General features: G+C 68.0%; 22 protein-coding genes and 1 pseudogene. 2 read left to right on the top strand and 21 right to left on the bottom strand.

All coding sequences use genetic code 11. The annotated features are described in order from the left end of the window. Positions 1 to 32 precede the first annotated feature (32 nt). The 11 genes from L0976_RS10870 to L0976_RS10820 are packed head-to-tail and all read right to left on the bottom strand — an operon-like array spanning position 33 to position 10,473. Complete coding sequence (locus L0976_RS10870) at positions 33 to 347, bottom strand: L-rhamnose mutarotase (protein ID WP_203320325.1); 315 nt, start codon at positions 345 to 347, stop codon at positions 33 to 35. Position 348: 1 nt separating this feature from the next. Further along, on the bottom strand, positions 349 to 1,164 hold the full coding sequence (locus tag L0976_RS10865; RefSeq protein WP_234187302.1) for a sugar phosphate isomerase/epimerase: 816 nt from the start codon (positions 1,162 to 1,164) through the stop codon (positions 349 to 351). A 1-nt stretch (position 1,165) separates the two neighbouring features. After that, entirely contained in the window at positions 1,166 to 2,221 is a 1,056-nt protein-coding gene (locus L0976_RS10860) for a Gfo/Idh/MocA family protein (RefSeq protein ID WP_234187301.1), read from the bottom strand. Continuing rightward, the gene (locus L0976_RS10855) at positions 2,218 to 2,952 is read right to left on the bottom strand and encodes a FadR/GntR family transcriptional regulator (protein ID WP_234187300.1); all 735 of its coding nucleotides are present in this window, start codon (positions 2,950 to 2,952) and stop codon (positions 2,218 to 2,220) included. Before L0976_RS10855 ends, L0976_RS10860 begins: the two co-directional genes overlap by 4 nt. After that, positions 2,949 to 3,911 carry an ABC transporter permease gene (locus tag L0976_RS10850; protein WP_234187299.1) on the bottom strand — a complete coding sequence of 321 codons (963 nt, stop codon included), beginning with the start codon at positions 3,909 to 3,911 and terminating at the stop codon, positions 2,949 to 2,951. Before L0976_RS10850 ends, L0976_RS10855 begins: the two co-directional genes overlap by 4 nt. Continuing rightward, positions 3,908 to 4,948, bottom strand: a complete 1,041-nt coding sequence (locus L0976_RS10845; protein WP_203320320.1) for an ABC transporter permease — start codon at positions 4,946 to 4,948, stop codon at positions 3,908 to 3,910. The genes L0976_RS10850 and L0976_RS10845 overlap by 4 nt, the downstream gene beginning before the upstream one ends. Continuing rightward, positions 4,948 to 6,450 carry a sugar ABC transporter ATP-binding protein gene (locus L0976_RS10840; protein ID WP_234187298.1) on the bottom strand — a complete coding sequence of 501 codons (1,503 nt, stop codon included), beginning with the start codon at positions 6,448 to 6,450 and terminating at the stop codon, positions 4,948 to 4,950. The genes L0976_RS10845 and L0976_RS10840 overlap by 1 nt, the downstream gene beginning before the upstream one ends. 58 nt (positions 6,451 to 6,508) lie before the next feature. Beyond that, positions 6,509 to 7,552: a rhamnose ABC transporter substrate-binding protein gene (locus L0976_RS10835; RefSeq protein WP_234187297.1), complete on the bottom strand. Its 1,044-nt coding sequence runs from the start codon at positions 7,550 to 7,552 to the stop codon at positions 6,509 to 6,511. Positions 7,553 to 7,610: 58 nt separating this feature from the next. Beyond that, entirely contained in the window at positions 7,611 to 8,570 is a 960-nt protein-coding gene (locus L0976_RS10830) for a C-terminal binding protein (RefSeq protein WP_234187296.1), read from the bottom strand. Continuing rightward, positions 8,567 to 9,352 carry an acetoacetate decarboxylase gene (locus L0976_RS10825; RefSeq protein ID WP_234187295.1) on the bottom strand — a complete coding sequence of 262 codons (786 nt, stop codon included), beginning with the start codon at positions 9,350 to 9,352 and terminating at the stop codon, positions 8,567 to 8,569. Before L0976_RS10825 ends, L0976_RS10830 begins: the two co-directional genes overlap by 4 nt. Then, the gene (locus tag L0976_RS10820) at positions 9,349 to 10,473 is read right to left on the bottom strand and encodes a mandelate racemase/muconate lactonizing enzyme family protein (RefSeq protein ID WP_234187294.1); all 1,125 of its coding nucleotides are present in this window, start codon (positions 10,471 to 10,473) and stop codon (positions 9,349 to 9,351) included. The genes L0976_RS10825 and L0976_RS10820 overlap by 4 nt, the downstream gene beginning before the upstream one ends. A 108-nt stretch (positions 10,474 to 10,581) precedes the next feature. Here L0976_RS10820 and L0976_RS10815 point away from each other — a divergent pair, with 108 nt between their 5' ends. Further along, positions 10,582 to 11,352: an SDR family oxidoreductase gene (locus L0976_RS10815; RefSeq protein WP_234187293.1), complete on the top strand. Its 771-nt coding sequence runs from the start codon at positions 10,582 to 10,584 to the stop codon at positions 11,350 to 11,352. Here the strand turns inward: L0976_RS10815 and L0976_RS10810 are convergent. From L0976_RS10810 to L0976_RS10795, 4 genes and pseudogenes are all read right to left on the bottom strand, one after another. Further along, positions 11,318 to 12,235, bottom strand: a complete 918-nt coding sequence (locus tag L0976_RS10810; RefSeq protein ID WP_234187292.1) for a hypothetical protein — start codon at positions 12,233 to 12,235, stop codon at positions 11,318 to 11,320. The two genes, L0976_RS10815 and L0976_RS10810, sit on opposite strands and share 35 nt — an antisense overlap. Further along, positions 12,232 to 12,690 (bottom strand): metallophosphoesterase, encoded by a 459-nt coding sequence (locus L0976_RS10805; protein WP_234187291.1) that lies wholly within the window; start codon positions 12,688 to 12,690, stop codon positions 12,232 to 12,234. The genes L0976_RS10810 and L0976_RS10805 overlap by 4 nt, the downstream gene beginning before the upstream one ends. Further along, positions 12,681 to 12,881 (bottom strand): hypothetical protein, encoded by a 201-nt coding sequence (locus L0976_RS10800; protein ID WP_234187290.1) that lies wholly within the window; start codon positions 12,879 to 12,881, stop codon positions 12,681 to 12,683. The genes L0976_RS10805 and L0976_RS10800 overlap by 10 nt, the downstream gene beginning before the upstream one ends. Further along, positions 12,878 to 13,225: pseudogene (locus L0976_RS10795) on the bottom strand (inositol monophosphatase); the annotation flags it as partial. The gene L0976_RS10800 and the pseudogene L0976_RS10795, both read right to left, overlap by 4 nt. Positions 13,226 to 13,434: 209 nt before the next feature. On the opposite strand from L0976_RS10795, the gene L0976_RS10790 reads away from it, so the two are divergent. Continuing rightward, a complete protein-coding gene (locus L0976_RS10790) occupies positions 13,435 to 14,019 on the top strand; it encodes a tyrosine phosphatase family protein (RefSeq protein ID WP_234187289.1) in 585 nt (194 codons plus the stop codon). A 48-nt stretch (positions 14,020 to 14,067) separates the two neighbouring features. On the opposite strand, the gene L0976_RS10785 is transcribed toward L0976_RS10790, so the two are convergent. The 6 genes from L0976_RS10785 to L0976_RS10760 all read right to left on the bottom strand — a co-directional run bounded on the left by L0976_RS10785 (position 14,068) and on the right by L0976_RS10760 (position 20,238). Then, positions 14,068 to 14,577, bottom strand: coding sequence for an NUDIX hydrolase (locus tag L0976_RS10785; protein ID WP_203320312.1), 510 nt, complete (start codon positions 14,575 to 14,577; stop codon positions 14,068 to 14,070). A 131-nt stretch (positions 14,578 to 14,708) separates the two neighbouring features. After that, positions 14,709 to 15,647, bottom strand: coding sequence for a sugar ABC transporter substrate-binding protein (locus L0976_RS10780; protein WP_234187288.1), 939 nt, complete (start codon positions 15,645 to 15,647; stop codon positions 14,709 to 14,711). Between the two features lie 29 nt (positions 15,648 to 15,676). Beyond that, positions 15,677 to 16,642 carry an ABC transporter permease gene (locus L0976_RS10775; protein WP_119255310.1) on the bottom strand — a complete coding sequence of 322 codons (966 nt, stop codon included), beginning with the start codon at positions 16,640 to 16,642 and terminating at the stop codon, positions 15,677 to 15,679. After that, positions 16,642 to 17,640 carry an ABC transporter permease gene (locus L0976_RS10770; RefSeq protein ID WP_234187287.1) on the bottom strand — a complete coding sequence of 333 codons (999 nt, stop codon included), beginning with the start codon at positions 17,638 to 17,640 and terminating at the stop codon, positions 16,642 to 16,644. Before L0976_RS10770 ends, L0976_RS10775 begins: the two co-directional genes overlap by 1 nt. Next, positions 17,637 to 19,154 carry a sugar ABC transporter ATP-binding protein gene (locus tag L0976_RS10765; protein ID WP_234187286.1) on the bottom strand — a complete coding sequence of 506 codons (1,518 nt, stop codon included), beginning with the start codon at positions 19,152 to 19,154 and terminating at the stop codon, positions 17,637 to 17,639. Before L0976_RS10765 ends, L0976_RS10770 begins: the two co-directional genes overlap by 4 nt. Positions 19,155 to 19,407: 253 nt before the next feature. After that, entirely contained in the window at positions 19,408 to 20,238 is an 831-nt protein-coding gene (locus L0976_RS10760) for an amidohydrolase (RefSeq protein WP_234187285.1), read from the bottom strand. Positions 20,239 to 20,282: the final 44 nt, after the last annotated feature.

Raw genomic sequence — 20,282 nt, 5'->3', positions numbered from 1 at the left:
GTTTTCGCGATTCGAAGAAAAGCGGAAATGCTTTACGCCATGAAGAACTGCTTCGGCAGCAGGTAGGGATAGTTCGTCGTGGGGTCGATCTCGATCTTCATGATCGGTGCCATCCATTCGCCCCAGCGCCTGTCGACGGGGTCCTTGGCGAGCTTTGCCTTCGTCGCCTCAAGGTCGTCCGTCTCGAAATAGCCGAACAGCGTCAGCCCGTGGCGGAAGATGTTGTAGTTCCTGATGCCCGCGGCGCGCAGGGCCTCGATCATCTCCGGCCAGATCTCGTCGTGCCGCTTCCTGTATTCCTCCTCGTAGCCGGGGCGAACCTCCAGCACCCATGCATAACCCGCCATGTCAGGCCTCCCTCTGCCAGTTGCGGAAACAATCGCGCATCGCGATGGTTTCGGTCAGCACGTCCTCGTTGAGCGTGTTCATGTAATCCTGGTGCACATATTCGATGGCGAGCGCGCCGCCATAGCCGGCATCCCGCAGCGTTCCGAACATCGCGGGGAAATTCAGCGTGCCCTCGGCGAGCTTCGCCTGCAGCACGCCCATGCGCGCCTGGCGCAGGTGCACATGCACGGCATGCGGCGCCAGGGGGTCGATCTCCTCCTGCCGGTAGCCGAGGCAGGCGAAATGCGCGTAGTCGAGGGCAAGGCCGACGCCCGTCTCGTCCACCAGCCGGCGAACGAGCGCGGGGCTTTCGGCAAGGCTGTGGACATGCGGCTCCATGCAGAGCCTGGCATCGTAGCCCTTTGCCATCGCCTCCATCGCCTTGAGGCTCTCGATGCTGACCCTTGCTGCCGTCTCGCGGCTCTGGCCGGGATTGACGATACCCGGCAGGATGAAGACCGTGTCGATCCCGGCCTTGTCGGCGAAGGCGAGGACGCGTTCCAGATCCTTCAGGTTCGCCTCCAGCGTGCCGGGCAGCGCGAGATTGCGGTCTTCGAGGCCTTCGCCGAACAGGTGGTAGTAGTTCGCGACCGGCAGGCCGAGGCCCTTGAGGCGCGCCACGACGCTGTCGGGCTCGTGAAGGATCGCCCGCTTGTCGAGCGCGGAGCGATAGAAGAGGCCGACATCGATCGCCGGAAGGCCGATGGCCCGTGCGATGCCGGCGACCTCTTCGAGCGTGCAGGCCGGAAAGGACCAGGAGGTGACGGAGAGCCGCATGTCAGCCTCCCACCGTTTCGGCCCGGCCGGAGGCGGCGGAGCGATACATGGCGTCGAGCGCCTCCGTCACCCGCGCGCCGACCTCGGCATCGGCCGGGTTCTCCACGGCGCGGCCGGCGCAAAGCTCGGCGAAGCGCTGGACCGGCAGGGCGCCGTCATAATCCGCCTCGCCCGGCGCGAAGACCGCGCTGTCCTCGTCGCCGTCGAAACGGGAAATTTCGAGCCGGCCCCGGCCGCTCTCGCTGGCAAAGAAGATCATGCCCTCGGTGCCATAGATGCGGATATCGAAATGCAGGCCCCGCTGCTTGGGAACCGTCGAGGCGCCCGAGAGCGAAACGGTCGCGCCCTCCGTCGTGCGGCCGACCGCCGCGTCGTAGTAGTCGACGCCCGCAGGCGACTTGCCGTCGAGGCAGTAGAGACTGGCAAAGCGGATGTCGGCGACATGCACCAGCCAGCCGAGCGCATGGGACAGTTGCCCCCAGCCATAGCCGCCCGCCCGCGCCGGATCGGCCCAGGTGGAGGCGGGCGGGCGGATGGCGTGGTCCTTCGTCTCGGCCATCGGGGCGCCGGCGAAGAGGTCGTCCAGCGCCGAGCCCATCTGGCAGACGGCATGGCGCACGCTGCCGATGCGGCCCTGCCGCACGGCCTGCGCGGCCTTCTGCGTGAAGCGGGTGAAGCTCATGGCCGTCGGCACCATCACCTCGCGCCCGGCCCTTGCGGCGGCTTGCGCGATCGCCCGCCCGTCGGCCGCCGTCGTCGCCATCGGCTTTTCGACGAGGACATGGGCGCCGGCCGCAAGGCCCGCCAGCGTCGGCGCGGTGTGCGCGACATGCGGCGTGGAGACGATCAGGCCGTCGAGCAGCTCGGTGGCCAGCATGGCGCCGAGATCGGTATAGCGGCCGGCAATGGCGAACTCCGTGCCGACGCTCTCCACCCTTGCGGCATCGAGATCGCAGATGGCGACGAGGTCCGCGTCGGGATGCGCCTTGAGGGCGGGGATGTGATTGATGGTGGCCCACCAGCCGATGCCGACGATTCCGATCCGCCCTGCCATCATTCTTCCTCCGCTTTGATGCCTTGCTTGATGGTCGATCGATAGACGTTGCGCATATGCGCCTCCGCCGCCCGCGCCGCCGCTTCCGGGTCGTGCGCCTTCAGCGCGTCGAGCAGCGCCCTGTGGTCGCGCAGCGACTGCTCGAGCACGCCGGGGGTTTCCGAGGCGCGCTTGCGGAATTCGAGGCCGAGCACGTTGAGGCTCTCGCCGATGCGCTTGAGGACGGCATTGCCGGCGGCGATCCAGATCAGCTCGTGGAAGGCGAAGTCGGCGTTGCGGAAGGCGATGGGGTCGCTCACCGTGTCCTGCTGCTTTGCAAGGCTCTCCTCCAGCTTCGCCAGCGCCTCCGCGGTGATGTTGACGGCCGCGCGGCGCGCGACGTCGGCCTCGATCAGCATGCGCACGTCGTAGAGTTCGGCGATGTTGGTCTGGTCGAGCGAGAGATAGAACTGGATGGGCCCGAGCAGCGAATCCGGGCTGAGATCGCTGATATAGGCGCCCCCGCCCTGCCGGGTGCGCACCACGCCGAGCACGGTCAGGCCGCGCATCGCCTCGCGCACCGAGGGGCGCGACACGTTGAGCGTCACCGCGAGGTCCCGCTCGGGCGGCAGCGCGTCCCCCGGCTTCAGGACGCCGGCCTTCACCATGTCGAGCACCCGCCGCACGACGAGTTCCGCCACCGATTCCCTGACGATCGGGGCTTCGAAATCCTTGGCCGAGAGTGGCGATTTCATGTGCTTGCCTCCGATTTTGCCTGTCTGCCGAGGCTTATCCTGATTCGGGGAACGATCACCGAGGCGATCAGCAGGATGCCGATCACGCCGGTCTGGATGTGGCCGGTGATGTTGGCGAGCGCCATGCCGTTCCTCAGGTTCAGCACGATGAGGATGGCAAGGCCCGTGCCGACCAGCGTGCCCGCGCCGCCGAAGATCGACACGCCGCCGAGCAGGACGATGGTGATGATGTCGAGCTCGAAGCCGAAGGCGACGTCGCCGCGCACGGCGCCGACCCGGGCGGCATAGAGCAGGCCGGCGAAGGCCGAGATCACGCCGGAGCCGATGAAGAGGATCATCTTGTGGCGCGCCGTGTCGATGCCGGCGAATTCGGCGACCTCGCGGTTCGAGCCGATGACATAGGTCTTGCGGCCGAAGCCGGAATGCTCGAGCACGATGTAGAGCAGCACGAACAGCACCGCGAAGGAGACGAGCGCGAAGGGCAGCGGGCCGATCAGCCCCTGCTGGCCGAGCGCGTTGAACCAGGCGGGAAACGCGTTGATGCCGCGATCCTCGACGAGGACGCGGGCAAGGCCGCGGAAGCCGATGAGCGTCGCCAGCGTGACGACCAGCGAGGGCAGGCCGAGCGCGGTGACGAACCAGCCGTTGACCGCCCCGCCGACGACGCCGATCGCCAGGCAGATCACAATGGCGAGGCCCGCATCGACGCCCTGCTGCACCATCCAGCCGAAGGCGCAGGCCGAAAGCCCCATCATCGAGCCGACCGAAAGGTCGATCTCGGCATTGATGATGATGAAGGTCATCATCAGCGCGACGATGACTTTCTCGATCGACAGCTGGAACAGGTTGACCTGATTGCCGACCGTCAGGAACTGCGGCGAGGTGCTGGCGCTGACCGCGACGATCACCATGAGCACGAGGAGGAGGAAGCCCTCCCAGCTTCGCAGGCGCTTCATCATGCCGAGGCCTCCTTCTTCTCCAGCGCGATCCTGTGGGCGCGCGCCGCCCTGAGGCTCGCCAGGCGACGGTTGAAGATCGTGTCGGTCGCGACCGAGACCAGGATCAGCGCGCCGAGCACCGCCTCGCGCCAGAACTCGGAAACCATCTGCCAGCGCACCAGGCTCGTCTCGATGAGGTCGACGAGGATGGTGCCGAGGAAGGCGCCGATGACCGTGCCCGAGCCGCCGAAGATGTTGACGCCGCCGACGACGGCGGAGGCGACGGACTTCAGCTCGAAGCCGAGGCCGGCGACCACGGTGATGTTGCCGAAGCGGGCAAGGAACATGAAGCCGGCAAGCCCGGCCATGACGCCTGACAGCACGAAGGCCGTGAAGACGACGCGTTGCGCGTTTATGCCGGCCATGTGCGCGGCTTCCGGGTTCGAGCCGACGGCGAAGAGCTGGCGGGCCGGCCGGAAGCGGCTGAGGGCAAGATGGACGAGCACGACGAGGGCGAGCGCCGCGCAGAAGCCGGCGCGGAACTGGAAATCGCCGATCGAGAAGAGCTGCATGTTGGGGAAATCGGTCAGCCATTGCGGAAGCTGCTCGGTGGCGATCGACTTGGCGCCGGAATATTCGACGAGCAGGGACCGGTAGATCGCCATCGTCGCGAGCGTGACGATGATCGACGGCACGCGGGCATAGGCGACGAGCAGGCCGTTGACGACGCCGAAGGCGCCGCCGACAAGCGCGGCATAGAGAACGAGCAGGACCGGGTGGAGATCCGGCAGGCCGGCGATCAGGCTGCCGGTGGCGAAGGCGGAAAAGCCGATCACCGCGCCGACCGAAAGGTCGATGTTGCGGGTGAGGATCACCAGGGTCTGCCCGGTCGCCACCAGCGCCATCACCGCGACCGAAGAGGAGATGCGGTTGAAGAGCCGGCCATTCAGGTAGTTCTCGATCTGGCTGGAAAAGAAGATGACGAGCAGCGCGATGACGCCGACGAGGACGAGAAGGCGCAGCGCCTGCGGGCTGACGCGGTGGAGAAGGCCCTGCATCACGCCGCCTCCCTCTGGCCGGTGGCAAGAGCCATGATTTTCTCCTGATTGGCCTCGGCATGGTCGAGGATGGCCATCTGCCGGCCCTCCCGCATGACGAGGATGCGGTCGCCCATGGCCAGCACTTCCGGCAGGTCGGACGAGATGACGAGCGCCGCGCCCCCTTCGGCGACGAAGGAGCGGATCAGCTCGTGGACCTCCGCCTTCGCCCCGACGTCGATGCCGCGGGTCGGCTCGTCGACGATCAGCAGGTCCGGCTTCATGTTGAGCCACTTGGCGAGCATGACCTTCTGCTGGTTGCCGCCCGACAGCACGCCGACGGCGATCTCCGTGTCGGGGGCGCGGATGTTCAGCCGCTTGCGAAACGCGTTCGCCGTCTCCCGCTCCCGGCCCCTGTCGATGAGGCCGAGCGGCGAGAGGTACTGCGAGAGGGTGGCGAGCGTCATGTTCCAGCGGATCGGCAGCGCCATGGCGAGGCCGAGCTTGCGGCGGTCCTCGGAGACATAGGCGATGCCCGCCTCGATGGCATCGCGCGGCGAGCCGACGACGAGCGGCCGGCCCTTGTAGCGGATGGTCCCCTCGGTGGCCTTGAGCACGCCGAACAGGGCAAGGGCGACATCGGTGCGGCGGGCGCCGATCAGCCCGGCCATGCAGAGGATCTCGCCGCGGTGGAGGTCGAAGCGGATGCCGTCGAACACGCCCGAAACGCCGAGGTCCTGCGCCGAAAGGAGGACTTCCTCGCGCGCCGTCGAGGGCATCTTGGCGAAATAGTTGCCGACCTCGCGCCCGACCATCTCGGAAACGAGGGTCTTCGGATCGGTCTGCCCGATCGGCTTGGTGGAGATGTGCCGCCCGTCCCGGATGACGCTGACGCGGTCGGCAAGCTCGAAGACCTCCTCGAGGCGGTGGGAGATGTAGACCACCGACACGCCCTCGCCCGCAAGGCTGCGGGCGATGCGGCGCAGCTCGCTGGCCTCGTGGGCGGAAAGCGAGGCGGTCGGCTCGTCCATGATGAGGACGCGCACGTCCTGGCTGAGGGCGCGCGCGATCTCGACGGCCTGCTGCTCGGCGAGCGTCAGCCCGGAGGCGATGCGGTCCACGTCGAGCGACATGCCGATACGCGCGATCAGCGCCTCGGCCTTGCGGCGCATGGCGGCGCGGTTGAGGAACAGGCCCTGGCCGGTCGAGGAGATGAAGATGTTCTCGGTGACGTCGAGATCCGGGAACACCATGGGTTCCTGGTAGATCGCCGCGACGCCGAGCTGGCGGCCGGCCCTGGAGCCGGACAGGGTCACCGGCCTGCCGTCGATCTCCACCCCGCCTTTGTCGGGCTGGTAGATGCCGGTCATGATCTTGATCATGGTCGACTTGCCCGCGCCGTTCTCGCCGACGATGGCGTGCACCTCGCCGGGATAAAGGTCCAGCGACATGTCGATGAGGGCCGCGGTCATTCCGAAGGTCTTGGAGACCGCGCGAAGGGCAAGGGCGGGGCTTTGCGTCATGCTGGGATCCGATCGGGCTGGAGACGGCGGCCGGGAAACTCCGGCCGCCGTGCGGGCATCACTTGGCCGCCGCTTCCACATTGTCCTTGTTGTAGACGGTGAACGGCCCCATCAGGATGCGCTTGGCGCCCGGACGGCCGGCATCGGCCTCGATCGTGTAGTCGCCCATGCGGCCGGCGGTGAAGGTCTCGCCGATCTCGCCCTTGAGCTGGCCGGTGGCAAGGCCGTAGGCGGTGTAGTAGGTGAGGTAGCCGAGGTCGCGGAAGTCCCACAGCGCGAATTCCGGCGCGCAGCCGTTCTTGGTGTAGGACACCATTTCCGACGGCAGGCCGAGGCCCGACACCTTGATCTTGTCGCAAAGGCCCTCGTCCTGCATGGCCTTGGCGGCGGCCTGGATGCCGACCGTGGTGGGCGACATGATCAGCTTGAGGTCGGGATGCTTGTCGACCAGCGCCAGCGCGCGGTTGTAGCTGACCTCCGACTGGTCGTCGCCGTAGACGACGTCGACGAGCTTGATGTCGGCGTATTTCGGATCCTTGGCGAGCGTCTCCCTCATGGAGGCGATCCAGGCGTTCTGGTTCGCCGCGTCCGGGCTTGCCGACAGCACAGCCATCTCGCCCTTGCCGCCGAGGATCGAATGCGCCATGTCGGCGAGCACGCCGCCGATGGAGCCGAAGTCGACCTGCGCGACGGACACGTCCTCGCCCTCGCCGGACGGGATCGGGCTGTCCCAGGTGACGATCTTCGTGCCCTTGGCCTGCGCGGCCTTGGCGGCCGGCACGATCTGGTCGCCGGCATTGTTGGAAAGCATGACCGCGCCTTCGCCCTGCGTGCCGGCGGTCGTCACCATCTCGATCTGGCCGGCGACGGAGTTTTCCGGCGTCGGGCCCTGGAACAGCAGCTTGCCCTTGTTATCCAGCTCCTTGTGGGCTTCCTCGGCGCCCTCGTTGGCCTGGTCGAACACAAGGATGCCGAGGAACTTCGGCAGCAGCACCATATTGGTGGTCTTGCCGGCCTCGAGCTTGATCGCCTCGGCATAGGCGAGGCTCGTGCCGCACAGCATGAGCGCGGCGGCCGCACCCAAAAGGCTTTTCATTTTCATGGCTTCCTCCCAGTTTTAAACCGCGATCCCATATCGGGGTTTGAAATTCTGCTCCGGCCTACCGGCTAACCGGCCTGCGGGGTCCCTCGCCGCGCAGCGCCCGCGCGACGTCCTCCGCCACCAGGCCTTGCAGGCGATCGATCGCCGCGTCGGAATACCAGGCCGCATGCGGCGTCAGCAGCACGTTCGGCGCGGTGCGAAGCGGGCTGTCGGCAGGCAGCGGTTCCACGTTGAAGACATCGAGCGCGGCGCCGCCGATGGTGCCTGCGCTCAGCGCTTCGGCCAGATCGTCCTCCACGATCAGTTGCCCGCGCGCCGAATTGACGATGATGGCATGCGGCTGCATGGCCGCGAGATTGGCGGCATTGAAGAAGCCCGTCGTTTCCCGCGTGGCGGGCGCATGGAGGCAGAGCACGTCCGCCTCGCCAAGCAAGGTGGCGGTGTCGACCCGCCGGACGCCGAGGGCGGCGGCATCGGCCTGCGAAAGCATCGGGTCCGAGGCGATGAAGCGGAAGCCGAGGCCGGCGAGCCGCTGCTGGACCGCGCGGCCGATCTGGCCGAGGCCGAAGAAACCGAACACCGTGTCCGCGAAGGGCTTCATCGGCCGCGCCGTCTGCGCCGCCGCCCATGTGCCGGACCGCACCGAGGCATCGAGGGCGGGCAGCTTGCGCAGCAGCGCGAGCGCGACGCTGACGGTGTGCTCGGCCACCTCGTCGGCGCAGTAATCGGGCACGTAGCCGACGCGCAGGCCATGGTCGCCGGCCGCGCCGAGGTCGATATTGTCGTAGCCGACGCCGTAGCGGATGACCGTTCCGCCCGGCTTGAGTGCGGCGGCGGCAGCGGGGCCGAACGGGGCGAACTGCACGAGCGCCACATCGGCGCCGGCGACGGCCGCGGCGACATCCTCGGCCGTGCGGCACTGGAAGGCCGCGAAGTCCGCGCCCGCCTGCCTTGCCGCGGCCTCTTCCCTGTCGAGCTTCGGAAAGGTGTAGTCCGTGACGACGACGCGGGCGTTCATGGCGCGCTCTCCAGATAGTCGTGAATGATCTCGCCGGCCACGAGCGTGAAATCGGCCCGCCAGTAGAAGCCGCGCAGCGGCTCGACGACCGGCAGGCGGTAGACGGGAAGCTGGGCGTTGGCGCGCAGCTCCACCGTGCAGGGCCCTTCCCAGGCCTCGTGCACCGTGACCTCGGCAAGCCGGCGCGAGGTGAGCTGGCGGATCGCCGGCCGGCCGTCGATATGGTTGACGGCCTTCAGGTTGAGGTTGGTGGCGAAATCGAAATGGGGCTTGAGGGCAACGGCCTCGACCGGCTTTTGCTTGTAGGGCAGCGTCGCGGTCAGGACATCGATGCCGTTGCGCTCGACGCGGCCGACGATGAGGTCGCCGCGCATCTCTATGGAGGGCATGCCCAGCTTCTTCGGCTGGCCGTGCACCTCACGGCCATGGGCGACGCCGATATCCGAGGACAGGACCAGATAGGGCGAATAGGCGCCGGAAGCCTTGCCCGGCAGTTCGGCGCCGAACATCACGTTCGCCTCGGAATAGGGGCCGAGCCAGTCGGTGTCGTTCATCTTGTAGATGTGCACGCAGGCGACGTCGCCGGTGGGCCGCAGCGGCGGCGGCAACAGGAAGGCCAGGGCCTCGGGATCGGTGCGCCAGTAGAGCGTCATCACCTCCACGTTGCGGAAGCGGAACGGGAAGGGCGGGATCATCGGCGCATCCCAAGGCGTGGAGAAATCGCCCTTGCGGATGTCGTCCTCGCTCGGGCGCGTCACGCCGTATCGTGTCTCGTTCGTCATGCCGCAAGCCCCCTCACCACGTCTTCCCTCACCTCGATGCCCAGCCCCGGCGCCGACAGCGGACGCATCCAGCCGTCCGCGTGCCAGATCTTCTCGGCCACCAGCTCGTCCTGCACGACGACCGGGAACGGCTTGAGCTCGAAGATCTCCACATTGGGCGAGGCGAAGGACAGGTGCAGGCTGGCCGCGGTGGTGATCGCCGTCGACCAGGCATGCGCGTTGACCTTCTTGCCGTAGCGGCTCGCCAGCGCATCGACCTTCGCAAAGCCGGTGATGCCTTCGACCCGCGCGGGATCGACGCCATAGACGTCGATAGCGCCGATGAATTCCATCTGGCGGCGATAGCCGGCCTCGGTGAACTCGCGCTCGCCGGAGGCGATGCGGATCGCGGTGCCCTGCCGCAGGCGGCGGTAGCCGTCATCGTCGGTCGGATAGAGCGGCTCCTCGTACCAGTCCACGCCGAGCTCCTGCAGCCGGTTGCCGACCGAGATCGCGGTCTCGACGTCCCAGCGCACGCCGTTGCCGATATCGATGAGGATGCCGGCATCCGGCCCGAGGGCGGCGCGCAGCGCGCGGACGAAGCCGACGTCGCGGTCGGGATCGCCGCCGATGTCGCTCTCGCCCTTCTTGGCGAAGCCGAGCTTGGTGGAGCGGAAGCCGGCGGCGAAGAAGCCCTCGACCTCCGCCACGCAGGCCGCCTCGCCCTTCTTGTTGACATGGGCGGAGGCGTTGGCGGGAAGCCGCTCGTGCCGGCAGCCGCCGAGAAGCTCATGGACGGGCTTGCCCGCGATCTTGCCGGCGATGTCCCAGAGGGCCATGTCGATGCCGGCGATCGCCAGCGAGGCGATGCCGCCCTCGCCATACCACCAGCAGTGCCGGCGCATCTTCTGCCAGCAGGCCGCCGTATCGACCGGCTCGCCTTTCAGGAGCGGGTAAAGACCCTCGCTGACGATGAGGGCGACGGCCCGGCAGGCCTCCGGCCACATGGCGATGCTCTCGCCCCAGCCAACGATGCCGTCCGTGGTCTCGACGCGCACGAGAACCGTGCGGCGCACCGTGCCGAAATCGTTCGGATCCGGATAGGCGATCGCGATCGGCTCGATCAGCGCTATTGCAGTCATTCTCCACCCCGTCGCGCCGAGAGAAGGTTTGACAACACCCCTCGCCCGCTTTAATTTTGTAATTGGTCAGTCCAATTAACATCGCTATAAATCGAAGGTCAACCCGGAATGTTCAATCTGTCTCCCGTCGCGGTTCCCGATCTCTCCGGCCGGTCGATCCTCGTCAGCGGCGCCGGCAAGGGGATCGGCGCCGAACTGGTGCGGCTGCTCGATGCGGCGGGCGCCCGCGTCTTTGCCGGCGTCCATGCCGCCGATACGGTGGAGGACCTGCCCGCGCGCGTGACGACGCTCGCCCTCGACGTCACCAGCCAGCCGGCGGTGGATGCGGCCCTTGCGGCGGTCGAGAAGGCGGCGGGCCGGCTGGACGTCCTCGTCAACAACGCGGCGACGATCTCGACCATCGCGCCGCTGGCCGCCCTGCCGGCCGCCGCGCTCGCCCATGCCTTCGAGGTCAATGTCGTCGGCGCGCACCGGCTGACGCTGGCGGCCCTGCCCTTGCTGCGGGCGTCGCGGGGAAAGATCGTCAATGCGGGAACCGGGGCGGCGACGACGCCGATGGAGGGCTGGACGGCCTATTGCTCGTCCAAGGCCGGCCTGCAGATGCTGACCCGCATGATGGCGCTCGAACTCTCCGGCGACGGCGTGAAGGCCTTCTTCCTCGGCATCCCGCCGACGGACACGGCCATGCAGGACAAGATCCGGGCCTCCAACCTCAACCCGGTCAGCAAGATACCGAAGGAGAAGCTCGTCCCGGCCGTCGTCCCCGCCTCCTGCATGGCCTGGCTTTGCGGCCCCGGTTCGGACGGGCTGGAGGAGGTCCTGCTGGATGTGCGCCAGGACCTCTTCACCCGCCAGATGGACCTGGCGGGCAAGGCCTAGCCGGAGCATTTTCCTGACGCAGACCGCTCCGGCCGGGAGTGCCCTGGAGCCGCGTGATGCCGAGATCCGGCAGGGCGAGGGCGAAATCGCGGTTCGGCGGGCGGTCGAGATAGGCGCGCATCATGCGCAGCAGGATGGCAAAGCGCCCCGCCAGCCCCTCCCCTTCGAGCGGCGGAACGCCCGCGCAGAGGCAGCGGTAGAAGGCGAGCCGGTCGGGCGCGATGTCGGCATGGGAAAGTACCCCCGCCTTGCGCAGCCTGTACCAGTCCACGGCGAATTCCGTGAGGGGGAAATCCGCCTCCACGGGAAGTCCGAGGCGCGCCAGCAGGTCGGCCATCGTCGCCGTCCGCACGAAATCCGCCATGTCCGCCGGCCATTCGCGCGGCATGTAGCGCCGGCGCACCAGTTCGACCAGATGGCGGCTGAGGAATCCGCCGTGATCGCGCGCCGAACAGGCCGGCGGCTCGGGCTCGCCCTGCCGCGCCGCCTCCGCCCGATAGGCGGGAAAGGCCGCGTCATGGCCTGCGACCTGCCGCAGGCAAAGGGTGCGGATATCGATGCGGCCGGCGTGGAGGTCGACGATCTTCAGGCCGGGTCCGTAGCCGACCGACGAGGGCACCGCGACATTGACGAAACACCCGCCCGCTCCTTCGTGGCGCGCGGTGTCGTTGACATGGAGATGCCCGGAGAAATGGAGGGGGACGTAGGTGTCGGCAAAGGCCGCCGCGACCTCCACCGTCGGCGCGCGGCTCGCAAGGCCCGCCGCGCCGAAGAGCGCGACTTCCTCGCCCGAAGCCCCGCCGAGCGTATCGAGCGCCGGATAGTGCGAGAAGGCGACGAGGTACTTGCCCCCGGCCCTTGCGCGCGCCGCGACATCCGTCATCCACAGCAGGAGATGGGCGCGATGCCGAGCACCCAGAGCCCGTCCACCGGCTCGACCAGATAGGAGGCGTCGATCATCCGGCAGCGCGTGCCGCCGTCCGGGCTGGCGACCTCGTAGCTGCGGGCGGGCCAGCCGGGATCGGTGCCGAAAGGGGTTTCCCAGTGGAAGTCGCCCGCCTCCGGCCGGAAGCCGAGGCCGCAGAGCATTGCGAGCGCCTCCGCCGTTCCGAGCGTCGCGGCCTCCGGGCAATCGGCGCTGCGCACCATGACCGGCGTGCCGTCAGGGGCAAGGAAGGTCTTGTCCTGCGGCCGGCCGGCAAGGGCGAAGAGGTCGTGATTGCCGGGGGTCATCAGCACGCGCAGGCCGTGACGCTCGCGGTACTCCGCGACGATGGAAAGCGCCGCACGGATGTTCAGCCGCTGGCCGTCTTCGGTGAGGGCGCCGATCAGCAGCACGATCTTCGCGCCCGCCTGCGCCGCCCGGTCGAGCGCGGCGCGGCGCGGAAGGCCGGAATGCTTTCGTTGAAGACGCGCGTCGAGGCGGCGGTTTGCGCTAAGCTGCGGATCGCGCCGGGCAGGCCGGTGCCCTCCGGCCGCCAGGTGCAGTCGTGGACATGCGGGTCGGCGATGACGGCGATGCGGATCATGGAGATGCCCGGTCGATGGCCGCCAGCCTGGCAAGGTCCTCCCGGGCGCCCGGCCCGGCCGCGACGACCGGCGCGCCCTTCGTCAGCGTCTCGCCATCCGTCGGGAAGGGATGGTGCCAGCCGCCCGCCTCCTTCACGAGGCAATAGCCGGCAAGGCAGTCCCAGGCATGCATGTAGGGCTCGTAATAGCCGACGAGCCGGCCGGCGGCGACATAGGCGAGCATCAGCGCGCCGGACCCGTTGCGGATGAAATTGCCGCCCGCCTGCAGCAGCCGCGCGACGATGTCGGCGACGACCTCGGGCGCGACATGGCTGTTGGCGCCGATGCCCGTCAGCGCGTTCCTTTACGGCTTCGTGCGCCAGAGCGGCGGCGACGCGCGTATCGTCTCGGCGCCGGGAAAGGGCACGACGGTGGAACTGTCGTTTCCGCTCCCGGCATGACGGCGAAAGAGGCGGCCGCGACGATCACAACTCCGACATTTCCCTGTCGTACGGGCCGAGGCCGACAAGGGGGATCGTGCCGGATCCCGGATCCAGACTGAAAGGAAAGACCATGGATGTGATTTTTACGCCGGAACTGACCATTTGCGGCATCGAGGAACTGCCGGCGCAGCGGGAGCGGAAGGTTACCCATGTGCTCTCCCTGCTCGACCCGGAGCTTCCCGAGATCGAGACCTTCTCGACCTATGAACGGCATTACCGCACGACGCTGCGCTTCCATGACATCATCGTCGCCGCGCCCGACCGCGTGATGCCCCGCCCCGACCATGTCGAGGCGATCCTGCAGTTCGGCGCCGACTTCCAGGCGCGGCAGGAGGCGCAGGCGGCCAGCCATCTTCTGGTGCATTGCCACATGGGCGTGTCGCGCTCGACGGCCGCCATGCTGACGCTGATGGCGCAGGCGAACCCGGACGAGGCGGCCGAAAGCCTTTTCGCGCGGCTCGTCGCCATCCGCCCGCAGGCCTGGCCGAACTCGCAGATGGTCGGCTTTGCCGACGAGCAGCTCGGCCGCAAGGGCGACCTCACCGCCGCGCTCGCCCGGCACTACGGCCGCCAGATCAAGAGCCGTCCCCAGTTCACCGAATGGATGACAATGCTCGGCCGCCAGGCCGAGCTCAAGATGGCGATCCTCGACTGACACGGGACCCCAGCCGGCGGCCGCGCGGCCGCCGGACGCGCCGCGGCCTCACTGGGGCTGAAACTCGACCAACAGCGACTTGAGCTCGATCTCGCGCACGCGCCGCGCCGCCTCGTCGGGGCTCACCCAGGCAAGCACGCGCTCGCCCTTCTCCTTGAAGCGCCCGGCGATTTCGGTCGTCTCGATCTGGAAGACGTCGACGACGCAGGGCACCACCTCGCCGTCGTCGAGCATCTTCAGGTAGGTATAGTGGCCGACCGGCTTCTTGCGCACCTTGCCGCGCACGCCCGCCTCCTGGAAGGCCTCGATCACGGCGGCCTCGAACGGCTTCCTGCCCTTCATCGGCCAGCCCTTCGGAATGATCCAGCGGCCGCTGTCGCGCGACGTCACCACGAGGATTTCGATGCCGGGACCGTCCGCGGCGGGGCGAAAGCACAGCGCGGCATATTGCTGCCGGAACGCGCCCGAGAACAGCTTTTCAGGCGAGGCGGCGAGCTTCTGCAGAAGGGTCTTCGGCTTGCCGCCCTTGCGTGCCCTGGTCTTCCTGGTTTCTTTCACGCCACCTACCGCTGCCTTCGATCGCAAAGTGCCTATCTATGGCAGATGCTGGCCGCGTCCAAGCAGGATTACGACATGCGAAAGCCGCAGGGCGCGGCTGGCGTCCTGCGGCCTTCGGAAGACGGGACCGGTCAGAACGCCGGCTGGACGGTCTCGACATTGGCCTTGGTGACGACGGTCAGCGGGATCGGCAGGCGGGCCTTGACGTCCTTGCCGTCGAGGATCTCCGCCATGGTCTCGATGGCGAGCTTGCCGTCCTCGACCGGCGACTGGACGATGGTCGCGTACATCTCGCCCGAGCGGATGGAATCGAAGGCATCGCGCTGGCCGTTGATGCCGACGATCGGCGGCGTCGGCTTGCCGGAATTGGCTTCCTTCCAGGCGTCGATGAAGCCGCGGGCCATGGTGTCGTCGTTTGCGTAGACGCCGGTGATCCTGTCGCCGAAGCGGGTGATCAGGTCGCGGCTGGCGACGAGCGCCTTCTGCTGGTCGAAGTCGGCATTGACCGTTTCCAGCACCTCGACCTTGCTGCCGATCTCCTTGAAGCGATCGACGAAGCCGCCGACGCGGCCGATGGTCGTGCCGTTGCCGGCCTGGCCGGCGATGACGACGACGGCGCCCTCGCCCTTCATCGCCTCGTTCAGAGAATCGGCGGCAAGCTTGCCTTCCTCGTAGACGTCGGGGCCGGTGAAGGACTTGATGAAGTCGTTCGCCTGCTCGGCCATGGGCGAGTTGATGAGGATCGCCGGGATGTTCGCCTGCTTGGCACGGGCGAGCGCGGGGATATAGGCCTGCGGATCGAGCGGCCAGAGAATGATGCCGTCGGCCTTGCGGGCGATGCAGGTGCTGACCTGCTCGGTGCCGGTCTGCACGTCGAAGTTCTGGCTGAGGCTCAGGATCTCGATGCCGAGCTCCTTGGCGCGGTCGTTGAGCGCGACATTGGCCGGTGTCGCATAGGCGTGGGAATCGGCGGCCGTGACGTAACAGACCGTCTTCGCGCTGGCGAAGGCCGTCGAGGCGAGCAGTATGGCCGCCACGGCGGCGGGCAGGCGTGCAGTCTTACCAATCATGTTTTCCTCCTTCATCGATTGGAAAATTCTCAGGCATGGGCGGGGGCCGCGGCCGGCTTGCGCCGGCCGGTGCGAACGGTTCGGTCGAGGACGACGAGCAGGATGAGGATCAGCCCGGAGGCGACCTGCTGCATGTAGGCGGGGACCGACTGGAACTCCATCGCCGTCGTCAGCGCGGCGATGGTGAGGACGCCGCCGAGCGTGCCGAGCGCCGAGCCGCGCCCGCCCTCCAGCCGCGTGCCGCCGACGACGACGGCGGCGATGACCGCGACGGTGAGCTCGGAGCCGTAGACCGGCGAGCCCGTATTGGTGGCAAGGCTCTGCAGGACGCCCGCGACGCCGGCAAGGGTGCTCGCGAAGACGAAGGACAGGAACATGATGCGCCCCGCCGAGATGCCGCTCGCCTCCGCCGAAAGCGCGTTGGAGCCGACGGCGAAGAGGTTGCGGCCGGCAACGGTGCGCGTCAGCCAGACATGGAGGGCGAGGATCGAGACCAGGAACAGGCCGCTGCGGACGGTGAAGACCTCAAGGTAGATCTCGCTGAGCGTGATCGAGAACATGATGTCGTTGCCGGGGATCGGCTGGCTCGCCGTCATCCAGTGCGCGACCGAGCGGAAGACCAGCATGGTGGCGAGTGTCGCCACCAGCGAATTGATGCGCAGCGCCACGACGAGGAAGCCGTTGACCACGCCGGCGGCGGTGCCCGCCAGGACACCGGCGAGCGCCGCCCATCCCATGCCGAGCGCCGGCTGGAGCATGATCCCGACGATGCCGGAAACGGCGAAGACCGAGCCGACGGAAAGGTCGATCTGGCCGGCGATGAGGAGCACCGTCAGGCCGATGGCGATGAGGCCGATGGTCGAGCCGCGGTCGAGGCCGAGGCTGAGCGTCGTGAGGCTGGCAAAGCCCGGAACGATGAGCGTGGCGGCGGCGAGCGTCAGACAGAGGATGACGGCGACGCGGTAGCGCAGGAGCGTGGAAACGAAGGCGGGCATCAGGCGACACCCCGCTTGCGAAGCGCGATGTCGAGCGCGACGGCACCGGCGATCAGGAGGCCGAGGACGAAGCCCTGGATCGGCGTGCGCACGCCCTGAAGGACCATGACATTGGTCAGGAGCTGCACGAAGACGAGGCCGGCCATGGCCCGCGGAATGGAGCCGAAGCCGCCCATGATCGACACCCCGCCGACGACGACCGCCGTGATGGCGCTGAACTCGTAGCCCTGGCCGACGAGCGGGCGGGCGCTCTGCAGCGTCAGGCCGAGCAGCCCGCCGCTGAAACCCGCGGCAAAGGCGGTGATGACGAAGGCGCCGGCCCTGACGGCCCGCACCGGCACGGCGCTCGCTTGCGCGGCGCTGTAATTGCCGCCCGTCGCGATGGTCCAGCGGCCCCAGAAGGTGCGTGAAAGCACGAAATTGCCGAGGATTGCGATGGCGATGAAGATGACGGCGATCATCGGCACGCCGAGGATGCGGCTCTTGACGAAATCCGCCGAGCTCGGATCCGTGCCGTAGACGATGACGCCGCCGACGGCGGCCTGCACGATGCCGAGCACGATGGTGCCCATGCCGAGCGTGGCGATGATGGGATTGATGCCGACATAGCCGACGAGCACGCCGTTGACGAGGCCGGTGAGCCCCGCCAGCAGCACCGCGACGGCAAAGGCCGGAACCGGGCCGATATAGGGCTGGAGGGCGAGCGACAGGATCGCGCCGCAGGCGATGGTCGCCGGCACAGAGAGGTCCGCCATGCCGCCGACGACCAGCACGAAGGTCATGCCGACGACGACGATGCCGACGATGGACATGGACATCAGCACGTTCACGAAATTGCCGGCCGTGAAGAAGACCGGATTGGCGAGCGAGCCGTAGAGGATGACGGCGAGGATGGCGAGCGTGAGGCCCGCGCGCGAGACGAGGCCGACCATGCGGCTGCCCTGGCTGAAGCGCGCGGCGTCCTTCGTTGTCTGTCCCATGGCGGCGATGTCCGTCATGCGGCCTCCCCTTCTGCACTTTCCTCGCCCGTGGCGAGCGCCATGATGCGCTCCTCCGTCAGGCCCTCGCGGGCGAGCGGCACGGAGGCGCGCCCGTCGCGCATGACGACCACGCGGTCGCACACGCCCATGATTTCCGGCAGCTCGGAGGAGATCATCACCACGGCCATGCCGTTGGCGACGAGCTGGCCGATGATCCCGTGGATCTCCGCCTTGGCGCCGACGTCGACGCCGCGCGTCGGCTCGTCGAGGATCAGCACCTTCGGATCGGTGGCGAGCCAGCGGCTGATCACCGCCTTCTGCTGGTTGCCGCCGGAGAGCAGGCCGATGCGCCGCTCGCCGTCCGGTGGCACGATGGAGAACTTGCGCACATAGGTGCCGGCAAGGTCGCGCTCGGCGCCGCGCCGCACGCGGCCGAAACGGTTGGCGAGCCGGCGCAGCACCGGCAGGCTGATATTCTCGCGCACCGTCATGGCGGGCATGATGCCGTCACCCTTGCGGTCCTCCGGCACATAGGCGATGCCGGCACGGGCGGCGGCCGCGGGCGAGCCGATCGTCACCGGCGCGCCGTCGATCTCGACCGTGCCCGATGTCAGCGGTGCAAGGCCGAAGATGGCGCGGGCGACCTCCGTGCGGCCGGCGCCGACGAGGCCGGTGAGGCCGAGAATCTCGCCGGCGCGCACGTCGAAGCTGATAGCGTGGAAGCGCTCGCCGTCCCCGGCATTGCGCACCCGCAGCACCTGCCTGCCGATGGTCGACGGGGTCTTCGGGAAGACGTTGCTCACCTCGCGGCCGACCATGAGGCGGATCATTTCAGCTGCGGTGATGCCGCTGGCGGGCCGGGTCTCGATCATCGCGCCGTCGCGCAGCACCGTCACCTCGTCGGCGATATCAAGCACCTCCTTGAGGCGGTGGCTGATATAGATGATGGCGATGCCGGCATCGCGCATCTTGCGCAGGATGCGGAAGAGCGCGGCGGTCTCGTGCTCGCTGAGGCTGGAGGTCGGCTCGTCGAGCACGATGATGCGCGGCTCGGCGGCATAGGCTTTCGCGATCTCCACGAGCTGCTGCTGGCTGATCGACAGATCGCCCAGGCGCTGCTGCGGATCGATGGCGGCGCCGAGTTCCGCGAGGATGGCGGCGGCGCGGCGCACCATGCCGCCGCGGTCGAAGAAACCGAGCCGCCTCGGCATGCGGCCGAGGAAGATATTTTCGGCGACCGTGAGGTCGGGAACGAGGTTCAGTTCCTGGTGCACCATGCGGATGCCGAGCTTCTGGGCATCCGCCGGGCGCTTCATGCGCACCTCCGTGCCGGCGACCTCGATGGTGCCGGTGGTCGGGGCGTAAGCGCCGCTGAGGATCTTCATCAGGGTCGACTTGCCGGCGCCGTTCTCGCCGACGATGGCATGCACCGTGCCGAAGCGGACGGCGAGGTCCACGCCGGACAGGGCCTTCACACCCGGGAAGACCTTGCCGATCCCCCTCATGTGCAATGCGCTTGCGGCCGAAGCCATTCCTTCTCTCCCTCGTCCGGCCGGCATCTGCTGACGCCTTCTCATCTGGCTGGCGATGTTCTATTACACTAATATAACAGTACTGGCAAGCTGCCGCGCGCAATCGAATTCACGATCGACGGGAACGCGCCGGGACGGCCGGGGCCGGGCGCCTGGAGCGTTGCCGCTTTTTTTCGATCCGCGAAAACGCTCCAACTCTCGTCTTGCCGCATTTCCGAACGCAAAACCGCTACGCACTTTTGCTGGAAATGCTTTAGAGCCGATAGAACCTCACGGCATTGCCGCCGAAGACCTTCGCCATGCCCTCGGCATCGAGCAGCGGATCGAGGATGCCGCGGGCGGCGTTCATCACCTCGGCATAGGAGGCGGCGAGGAGACAGACCGGCCAGTCGCTGCCGAACATCAATCGGTCCGCGCCGAAGACGTCGAGGACATGGCGGACATAGGGCGCAAGGTCGCCCGGCGCCCAGTCCTGGTGCCGCGCCTCGGTGACGAGGCCGGAAACCTTGCAGAAGACGCCCGGATGCGCGGCGATTAGCGCCATGTCCCCGGCCCAGCCCTCCAGCCGGCCGCTCGCCACCGGCGGCTTCGACAGGTGGTCGACGACGGCCCTGAGGTCCGGGACGGCGTCGAGCATGCGCAGCACGAAGGGCAGATGGCGCGGGAAGGTCAGGATGTCGAAGGCCGCGCCTGCCGCGGCCAGATGCCGGAGATTGGCGAGCACCGCCGGACGCAGCACATAGCCGTCATCCGCATGGTCCTGCAGCATCGGCCGCAGCCCGACGAATTTCGGCCGGCGCATCAGCGCTTCCAGCTTGGCGGGAAAGGCGGCATCCTCGAAATCCAGCCAGCCGACGACGCCGGCGACGAAATCGGCCTGCGCCGCCAGCAGGAGCAGGAAATCGGTCTCGGCCTCCGTCTGCGCCGCCTGCACGAGCACGCTCCTGTCGACGCCGGCGCGGCGCAGCACGGGCCGAAGGTCCTCGGCGAGATAGTCGCGCGCCAGCACCGGCACGTCCGGCGACATCCAGTCATAGTCCCCGCGGCCCACCTGCCACAGGTGATGATGCGCATCGACGATCATCCCGTTTCCTCCCCGCCCGCCTGCCGGGCGTCCATCTTGGCTTT

It is taken from the genome of Shinella sp. NM-101, from assembly GCF_021401195.1.
Taxonomy (GTDB): domain Bacteria; phylum Pseudomonadota; class Alphaproteobacteria; order Rhizobiales; family Rhizobiaceae; genus Shinella.
This window is presented reverse-complemented; position numbering and strand designations above follow the sequence as displayed.